The sequence below is a fragment of the Syntrophales bacterium genome (assembly GCA_023229765.1).
Classification (GTDB): Bacteria; Desulfobacterota; Syntrophia; order Syntrophales; family UBA5619; genus DYTH01.
The window spans coordinates 24,458-34,107 of the sequence record JALNYO010000038.1; the positions used below are offsets into that span (position 1 = coordinate 24,458).

Below are 9,650 nucleotides of genomic sequence, written 5' to 3' on the forward strand. Positions count from 1 at the left end.
ACAACGAAGCATGCAAATCCCCCCTTGCCCCCCTTTGGTAAAGGGGGTTATAAGGCATTGCCCCCCTTTGGCAAAGGGGGGATGGGGGGATTTGCATATAAACTGGATTATGAACATTAAACTTCGCTTTCCCGCCCAGAAGCGTCGCGGGAATGACAGCGTTGGGAGTTTTGCAATTGGCTCTCATTGATAATAACGACCTTCACCCCTCTCTTTGTCTGTTTTTGTGTAGCAATTCCCCATATAAACGGTCAATCTTTTTTATCATCGCCTCCGAGCTGTAGGAAGGGGCAAGCAGGCGCCCGGCATCGCCCATCCGGCGCCGTTCTTGTGGGGCAGAGCAAAGCAGGGAAAGCGCCTTCGCCAGAGCGGTCGCATCCCCGGGAGGCACAAGCAGCCCGTTTTCCCCCTTGCGAACAAGGTCTTTTATCCCGCCAACGTTGCTTGCCACAACCGGCAGCCCCATCGCCATCGCCTCGACGATAACCTTGCCCATTCCCTCATTCAGGGAAGGCAGACAGAAAATGTCAAATGAGGCCATAACGGCAGCAACATCGGGACGCCATCCCAAAAACATGACACTATCAGATATTTGCAAGTGGCGCGCCATCTCTTCCAGCTCGCCTCGCCTCTCCCCTTCGCCAAGCAGGACAAGAAATACATCCTCCCCTACCTGCTTGAGTTCGGCAAACGCCCGGATCAAAACATCCTGCCCCTTGATCGCGGTCAGGCGGCCAACGGTACCGATAACTACCATATTATCAGGAACTTCCGATATCGCTCTCTTCCTGTCGGAATGGGATTGTGCGGAGCTGAATTTTTTCAGATTAACGCCGCTGTGGATGACGGTGAATTTTTCTCTTGGCGCTATTCCCAAATCAAGATGATCCTGCAGCTCCTGCGGCGTCAGCATGATAAGCGCGTCGGTTATTCGGGCAGTCCACCTCTCCAGCATGATAAACAGACGGGTTTTCGCGGGGTTGAAATACCCCCAAAAGACATGGCCGTGTGGGGTATGGATGACCGCAGGAACGCGGCAGAGCCGCGCCGCCCAACGTCCCAGCATCCCTGCCTTCGAGGTGTGGGTGTGCACGATGTCCGGTTTTTCACGCCGGATAATCTTGCGGAGAAACAAAAATGCACGCAAATCCGCAACGGGGTTCAGCTCTCGCACCAGAGAAGGAACGAAAATCAGGCGCACCCCGTTTGCCTTGAGCTCCGCGATATTCGCCGCTATAGCAATGTTCTCGGGATCATTACTGCTTATATGAAAATCCCCCCATCCCCCCTTTGCCAAAGGGGGGCAAGGGGGGATTTTCATGCTTCGTTGTGCCCCACGGGCATGGGGGTTTGTTCCAGAAAGCGTGCCGGTCACAAGAGCAACCTGATAGCGCTCCTTATCGAGGCCACAGACCGTCAAAAAGGTATTTTCCGCCGACCCGCCCTTGTCGAAACGGGTTATGATATGGATTACTTTCATCTTATCGCCGGAGGGAGGCATGCCATGTCTGAAAGACGATCAGATTCCAGAGTTTCCAGGCGGTATCCCGCCTGCTTTCCAGCAAATCAGCAACCATTTTTTCAATTTCCGGATAGTTGAAAATGCCCTGTTTATCGATCTTATCACGCAAAAGATACTCTGAAATCAGATACTTGAGGTCGGTCTTCAACCAGCGGGCAATCGGCATCTCGAAGCCCCACTTGGGCCGGTTGTGCAGCCGCTTAGGCAGGATATCCTTGAAGGCCTCGATAAAGATGTACTTGCCCTGCCCGTGTCGGATTTTCCAGTCGCCCCCGATCCGGAAGGCCAGCTCGCAGAAACGTTGGTCGAGCAGCGGGACGCGGACTTCGAGGGCGTGGGCCATGCTCATCTTGTCCACCTTCCAAAGCATGTCGCCGGGAAGCGAGACCTTGAAATCGGCGTAGAGCATCCGGTTGAGCGCGTCGGTTTGCGGGCGGGCAAGCGCAGCAGCGAAGATCCCCGGCGCTGGCGACTTTTTTACGCCCCAGCCCTCCTTCAAGAGCGCGTTTTTGCTGTCCTCATTAAAAAGTTCGTTCCAGCCAAAAAAACGCTCCGTGAGCGATCCTTTCGCGCCGCGCAGGAACTTTTTTGCCCTTCTTGCCAGCTCTCCGGCGCGGGTGTCGCGGGATTCGGGCAGCCTCATCGCCAGAGGTTCCAGCAGGCCGTCCCTGATCAGACGCGGAATAAATCTGTAGCGCTTGAACCACTTTTCCCCCTTGTACATCCGATAGCCGGCGAAAAGCTCGTCCCCGCCGTCGCCGGAGAGCGCCACCTTAACGTCCCGCACAGTTTCCCGAGCGACGATCCAGGTCGGCACCGCTGAGGAGTCGCCGAACGGCTCGTCCAAGCCGGCCAGGATATCGGGTACGGCGCCGATCATCTCCCGGGAACTCAGTTTTATTTCATGGTGATCGGTGTGATGAAACAAGGCAACCTCGCGGGCGTAGGAGGTTTCGTCGAACATCGGCATATCGGAAAAGCCGATCGAATAGGTCTTGATCGGTCGGGCGGAGTTGCGGGCCATCAGCCCGACGATCACGCTTGAATCTATCCCGCCGCTCAAAAACGCCCCGAGCGGCACATCGGCGACCATCTGAGAGCGGACAGATTCCTCCAATGTCCGGAAGAGCGTCTGTTTTATCCCGGGGAAATCGAACAGCCGATTATTTTCATCAGCAAGCCCCCGTGGGGATTTGCCGCACTGGTTGCTGTTTTTGTCTTTTGCAGTCTCATCGCCTCCCGCCGAAACATCCCAAAATGTCCTCTCTTCGAGCTTCCCGTCGCAAACGCTCAGCGTGTAACCTGGCCTAAGTTTACGGATATTCTTAAAAATGGTGTAAGGGGCCGGGATGTAGTTCAGGCTCAGGTAAATATCGAGCGACTCCAGATCAATCTCCGTCTGCACATCGTAATCGGCCAGCAGTGCCCGTAGTTCCGAGGCAAAGAGAAGCCGATTCCCGTCCCAGTAATAGACAAGCGGCTTTATCCCGACGCCATCACGGGCCAGAACAAGCGTTTTTGTCGTCTCCGACCAGAGGGCAAATGCGAACATCCCGGAAAGACGCGATATTCCTGCCGCGCCTTCCTCCTCAAACAGGTGCAGAATTACCTCGCTGTCAGTGCGCGACGAGAAGTGGTGCCCTTTCCCCTTTAACTCCTCCCGCAACTCCGCGAAATTGTAGATCTCCCCGTTGAAGACCATCCAGAGGCTCTTGTCCTCGTTGGTCATCGGCTGCCTTCCCGCCGCGGAGAGGTCGATGATGCTGAGCCTGCGGTGGCCGAGGCCGCAACTGACCCCATCTTGATGGCTCAAATGAATGCCCGCATCATCCGGCCCGCGATGGGCCAGCCGTTCATTCATCCGCCGCAGCAGACCTTCGTCCACCCGGCTGCCGGAAAAGTCAATTTTTCCACAGATTCCGCACATATACAGATTTTAAATCCCAATCATTGACGGTGTGCTCGTTCTTTTCGCGTTAGGCGCTTTTTTAACTCAAGCGCTGAGCTTCCAATTTTTCCTTTTTCAGCCTGCGCTTGCTCTTATTTCATCTGCAATGCACGATATATTATATTATCGTGCATTGCAGATGAAATATATAAGCAATCGGGTTATCGTGCTGAGAAAATCTGCTCCAGCAAAGAGACATTGGCACCCCATGAATATTTTTCGGCAAATTGCCGACAGCGTTGGGAATCCAGCCGCCATTTATCAGGATGATCCATATATTCGTTGCAAGTATCGATAAGCAAACAGGAAATTGCTTCTGGTGAGGCGTCGCTAAAGATAAACCGGCTGTCCAGACTGCTAAGGATTTCCTTCGTTCCCCCTATGGGCGTTCCAAGGACAGGCGTACCGGATGCCAACGCCTCCAGCGTAACCAACCCGAACCCTTCGAGTTCGACGGTAGGAAGGACAAAAATATCCGCGGCCCGGTAATATTCGGGCAATGCATCTTCGGGAATAAATCCGGCTAAAGCGATATGTTCTTCAAGGTGAAGTTGCCGGGTGAGACGGATAAGGTCATCTTGTAGCGGTCCCGTGCCGCCGATGACCAGAGATATGTCCGGGAGTGTTTTTACAACATCCTGCATCGCAAGTATCAGATTTTCCAGCCCCATACGCTGGACGAGGTTTCGTACCGTAAGCAGAATCATTTTATCCAAGGGAAGGTGCAGACTTTCCCGGACGGCGCTTTTCTCTGTGGCGGGATGAAAGCGCACCAAGTCGATTCCACCGGGAATAATGGCAATCTTTTCGGCGGGCACTCCGTAAATATTCATAAGTTTAGCATGGGTGTATCTGCTCAGGACAATGATGCGGTCCGACCGAGTTAAAACCCTTTTTTCCATCCATTTTCTCAAAAAGAGATGAAATGAATACACAATTTTTTTTAAAGACGAACGGGGCCTGACGTTTCTGGAGGCGTACTCCTCAAAGGCAAGGGAGTGGCAGGTGTAAATTTTTCTGATTTTTTCAGATAAAGGCGACCTTGTGACAGCAAAGGCGGAAAACGGTTGATGAAAGTTGATGCAGTCAAAATTATTATCCTTATCAAGCTCTTCAAATAGCTTTTTGCCGTTTCGAAGCGTGGATGCCAGGAAGGAAAAGGGGCTGTCCGAATTTACGCGATACCGCCATTCATGGACATTTTCAATCACCTCGTCTTTGGCCCGGTGCGAAGGAAGCCGGCGCGTTAGAATATGAATTTCATGTCCCCGAGCAGCCAAGCGCGTTGTCTGCTCGTAGAGTACCCGCTCCGCTCCTCCGATTACAGCGCCTATAGAAACATCAGAAACAAAAAGAATTTTCAATGGCTTTCACCTTCCGCCGGAGAATACCTGCTATTTTTCCCTAATTTTCTTCTGAACCCATCCCTAATGCCTGCCGCGATAGCCCCGATCGCCACTCGCCCGGAGAGCCCCTCTTTGGCCAGGATCATCAACACAACCTTCATGGCATACAGGATGGTGTGCAGCAATTTCATGAAAAGACAATAATTCAGGTATATAGATATTTCACTGCGGAAGGCGTAATACAAACGAAAAGGATCTTGGTAGCGGGTGCCTCTTTTTTTGAAGAGCCCCATCTCTGCCTTCCCGTCTCGCTTCCGCTTATCCTCCTGACAAATGCTTGCCGGAATCCAATAAAAACAGTAACCTCTTTTTGCAAGTCTTAGAGAATACTCAATATCTTCGCCATAGAGAAAATAATCAGGCGATGGCAGACCTACCTCCCGAACGATCCGCGTCTTGAACAAAGTCCCACGCCAAGGACATATTTCCAATGGGGTTGGTACGGATTGCGGATGCCCCTCGCCGACACTCCGAACGGCGCCGATTCTGAACTCCGATGTTTTTTCAAGAACATGGAATCCTTGAATGATTTCAGCGAGCGTGTTGGGCTTCAGGCGGACATCATCATCAAGCGTGTAGATGAAATCGGCGGTTTCGATGGCGCGCCTGATCCCTTCGTGATACCCGCCCGCACTGCCGAGATTTTCCTTGAGCTTAACGTACTTTACCTCCGGGTAATCTTCCCTGACGGTATTTTCCGTATGATCGCGGCTGGCATTGTCCACAACGATGACCCCATCCGGCAATCTGGTCTGAATCCGCAGATCGTCAAGCAACTTTGCCAGCATGTTCGCATTGTTGAAGGTGACAATAACAACGCAAACGCGTTCACTCACAATAAACCTTCTTTTATTAATCGGGGACGGGTTCTCATTTAGGCTTTCTCCCTATTATCTATCCAGTGATGCGCAAACGCCTGCTTCAAAGAAGACTTTGGAGAAGAGCAATCGCCGAAGCCCTGATACTCAGCCACAAGTCGGACGCTTTTCCATGCCAACTCAAAGCAGAACTCGAAGTACTGGATACAACCTGCCTTTTCCAGGTCGCCCTGCGCCGGATAAGCAAGGGCACCGGTCAGCGAGAAGGATATTCTTATCCATAAAGAGTCTCCGTTTTTTTCAAAGCCTCGCGGCGAAATTCCGGGGATACGCGGGTGAGATCAACCAGGTCGATCCGGTAGAGTGTCTAGATTCCCTCAAAACGGTCTTTCATTTCATAGAAAGTTTTCAGCGGCCGAGGAATATCGCCCAGAACGCCGATGTCAAAATCAGAGCGGTCGCGGGCTTTGCCTGTCGCTCTGGAGCCGAAAAGGACAATCCGATATCCGTGGAGATCCCCCGCCATCTGTATGCACGTGTTCCTTATCTCTTCCTTGATTTTTACGGTATTCATGGTGATCACCTTTTTATCCCAGCCATTGCCACAACGGCATCAGCCGGATCGGGCGCTCGGCATCCTGCCATCGGAAGGTCTCAGTCCGGTCAACACGGTTGTTGAGCAGCAGGAGATCATCGCAATGCAGCTCCTGAGAAGCCTTGATCAGCGCCCGCATTTCCCTTTTCAGCGCCTTCGGATTCGTGATGTCCGAACAGACCTGAATCAGTCGCACGACATTCGGGCCCTCTTTGATGATAAAATCCACTTCCTCATTTTGCGGGCTTTTCCAATAGAACAGGGAAATCTTGCCGGCGATTGCCTCTTTTTTCAGAGCGACGGCTACAAGATTTTCATAGAGCGCTCCCTTGTCCTCACTGAAACGGAAGCCTGCCGACACCGCCAGTCCGTTGTCGGTGCAGTATATTTTCTTGTTGTGTACCGCCTGCTCCTTCACCTTGAAAGAGAAGCGCGGGAGCGAGAAAAACAGATAGGCTTCCTGAAGATAGCGAATATATTTATCGACCGTATGGACGCTGCGGCACTTCGTTACCCCGGAAAGTGCGTTGAACGAATACTCGCGTGCGATGTTCGACATTAGATAAAGGGTCAGATCTTCGATCCCCTGAACCGACCTGACCTTGAACCGTTTGACGATGTCCTTGTACAATGTAGCTTGCAGAAGGTTGCGAAGATAGTCGCGGCGGTCGATCTTTTTAAGAAGGGGTTCGGGATAGCCGCCTTGCTCTGCGTACGTGTCCAGTGCGGCCATTTTCTCGATCTCGGTCCGCTCCCCCCCTGACGCGGCCAAGACCTCGCTGAAAGAAAAGGGAAACAGGACAAGGGAGGCATGGCGGCCCGTGAGATGGGTGGCCAGTTCCGAAGAGAGCAGATTGGCGTTGCTGCCGGTGATCAGAAGCCTGAATCCCTGTCGCTGCAGGCGATTGACGAACATTTCCCAGCGCGGAAGATTTTGGATCTCGTCAAAAAACAGATAGCGCGGTTGGTCGTACACGGCGTTTACAGCGCTGATAATTTCATCGTAATCTTCGATGGCGGCCAGCCGTTCGTCATCGAAGTTGATGTAGCCGTAAGATCCGGTCTGTTGGATCAGATGGGCGCCATAAAACGATTTCCCCGCACGCCGCGGACCGGTGATGACTTTGATCAGATCGTCTCCGAGGTCCCACGGGACCGATATCTTCCGGTCAACATACGTTTCCTGAAGACGGCTTTCCAGTTCTCGTTTTTGAAGAAGGGCGATATCTCTTAGCATAGCTTACCCTTGATGCACAAAATTCTTACTTTTTGTGCATCATAAATAAATATATGCACAAAGTCAAATTAATTAGTTACCCATAGTTTCGAGGAGGGGTGTCGGAGCTCCGACACCCTTAGAGAGAGGTTGAATTTTTCCCAAAATTGGGCAAATCGCCATTCCGGTGAAAACCGGAATCCAGTATTTTTAATAGCTTCTTGATTCCGGATCAAGTCCGGAATGACATATTCGGCAGAAATTCAATAAAGCTCACCGGGACTGACACCAATATTGATGGTTATGCTGAATAATTACCAATCTCACCTTTCCACAAAAGCTGATTTGTGCAAAGCTCTCCCTGCGAGAACTATAAAATTAGCCGTCAGATAGGGGGCGTGCTGGCTCGATCGGAAATTCCCTTGATCTGCAAAAGGCAGTAACGTCTCGCGCCGCACTTTTCCCAAGTTACTTTATTGTCTCTCCAGTGAGGCAATTGCAAAACCATTTGTCATTCCCAAATGTCTCTATCGGGAATATGGTTTTTCAAGCAGTTAGAACCAGATTCCCGCTCAGAATCGTTGCGGGAATGACAGACAAGAATGGGGAGTTTTGCAATTACCTCCAGTTTCTTCAATTTTTGGATGTAACCACCGGGGGTTATCGAGCGTTCATTCATACGCCAGCCCAAAAGCACAAACAGCATGACCGGTTCCATCATATCCGTATAAAACACCAAACGATCCACAAAATAGACAAGGGGAGCGATCACCAATCGGCTCATTACCATTGCCACTGCCGTCAAAAGCAGGACTATATTTATTGGCCTTTCGAATCGCCAGACCGGCAAAACAAGCAAAACGGCAAGGAAGAAACCCTCGCGGAAATTGAAACTGTCAAGAAACTTCATAATTGTCAATTTAACACCTGCCATTAGTCTCTTTTTCAGCAAGTCCGGCAGCACATATTTTGAGAATCTCTCAACCTCAAAGAATAAATCGTCTTCGGAAAAGCGATTAGCAAAAGCATTCGAGTATTGCGGAATCAACACATCCCACAAAATGGCGTTAAAGTTTTTATCGTAATATCCAACAAATTGAGCGTCATGTGCCTTGCTGTACTTCTCCGTCAATTGCTTTTGCTGAAGCGTAATCATAATTTTCTGAAGGATTTTCTTCTGTGGTGATTCCGCAACCTCATTAAGATCAGACGGCTCGGCCAGATAAAGTAGATTGGTCAGAAAAAATGTATTAGTCAGGGAAAAATTTTCAAAACGACCATTCACGTTGTAATGATAGACCCGGGTAAGGATATTGGCCGTGATGATGCAAATTATAAAAACCATACACAGAATTGTTATTTTTTTAAGTTCCCGATCTTTAAAGTAGCGATAGCCAAAAAGCATAAAAATAACTGGATACATAAAAACAAATTGGAATCTCACCAGCGAATTGATGACGCACAGGCCAATCAGAACGATGCCATTGATATAGCTTGGCTGAAAAATATTTTTGATCAGAAAGGCAAAAGAAAAAAGAAAAATACCATAGGACAGCGATTCCGTCATAACAGTGTTTCCAATACCGCCAAAGATACCGCCGAAAATGCGATGCGCGGGCAACAACGGCGAAACGAGTAAAAAATGGACTATAAAATAAGCAAATACGGGCAGATGAAAATGCTTTTTCAGCAGTATGCTCAGATAAGTTGCGGCAGCCAGAACCCATATAATCTGGAAAAAAACCAGCCAATAAAGCTGGGAAACGCCGAAGATTGACTTAAATGCCTCAAGAACCAGAGGATAAAGGGGTAGTCTGCATATTGATTTTTCGATATATAGTTTCGAATCACCCTGAAACACGATTCCCTGACCAAAGACATAAATAAAAACCGCCACGTTCAATACAAGCGCCAGATGGATTGATTTCTTTGCCATGAATGATTTAATATTTCTGGCGACGCTGTCTAACATGTTAAGTTTCATCCGTAACTTTTCAATTGCCCTTTTTACGCTGGAACTAGTGCTTACTTGCATAATTAATAGTTACATGATATACTTTTGGGCAGGAGGTAAAAAATATGCCCAAAGGTTATCACATTCCACAGTGCTCTGAGAAGGATCGTCTGCTGATTGAAGAATGGGCG

General features: G+C 49.9%; 7 protein-coding genes. All 7 read right to left on the reverse strand.

From position 1 onward, the window contains the following. Positions 1–202 precede the first annotated feature (202 nt). The 7 genes from M0P74_15070 to M0P74_15100 all read right to left on the reverse strand — a co-directional run bounded on the left by M0P74_15070 (position 203) and on the right by M0P74_15100 (position 9,477). Entirely contained in the window at positions 203–1,480 is a 1,278-nt protein-coding gene (locus M0P74_15070) for a glycosyltransferase family 4 protein (GenBank protein ID MCK9364907.1), read from the reverse strand. A 1-nt stretch (position 1,481) separates the two neighbouring features. Next, entirely contained in the window at positions 1,482–3,449 is a 1,968-nt protein-coding gene (gene asnB, locus M0P74_15075) for an asparagine synthase (glutamine-hydrolyzing) (protein ID MCK9364908.1), read from the reverse strand. 182 nt (positions 3,450–3,631) lie between these two features. Continuing rightward, the gene (locus tag M0P74_15080; protein MCK9364909.1) at positions 3,632–4,834 is read right to left on the reverse strand and encodes a glycosyltransferase family 4 protein; all 1,203 of its coding nucleotides are present in this window, start codon (positions 4,832–4,834) and stop codon (positions 3,632–3,634) included. Next, positions 4,831–5,712: a glycosyltransferase gene (locus M0P74_15085; protein ID MCK9364910.1), complete on the reverse strand. Its 882-nt coding sequence runs from the start codon at positions 5,710–5,712 to the stop codon at positions 4,831–4,833. Before M0P74_15085 ends, M0P74_15080 begins: the two co-directional genes overlap by 4 nt. Positions 5,713–6,061: 349 nt before the next feature. Beyond that, entirely contained in the window at positions 6,062–6,268 is a 207-nt protein-coding gene (locus M0P74_15090) for a nucleotidyltransferase domain-containing protein (protein MCK9364911.1), read from the reverse strand. 13 nt (positions 6,269–6,281) lie between these two features. Then, positions 6,282–7,526 carry an ATP-binding protein gene (locus M0P74_15095; protein ID MCK9364912.1) on the reverse strand — a complete coding sequence of 415 codons (1,245 nt, stop codon included), beginning with the start codon at positions 7,524–7,526 and terminating at the stop codon, positions 6,282–6,284. Between the two features lie 490 nt (positions 7,527–8,016). After that, complete coding sequence (locus M0P74_15100) at positions 8,017–9,477, reverse strand: hypothetical protein (GenBank protein ID MCK9364913.1); 1,461 nt, start codon at positions 9,475–9,477, stop codon at positions 8,017–8,019. Positions 9,478–9,650: the final 173 nt, after the last annotated feature.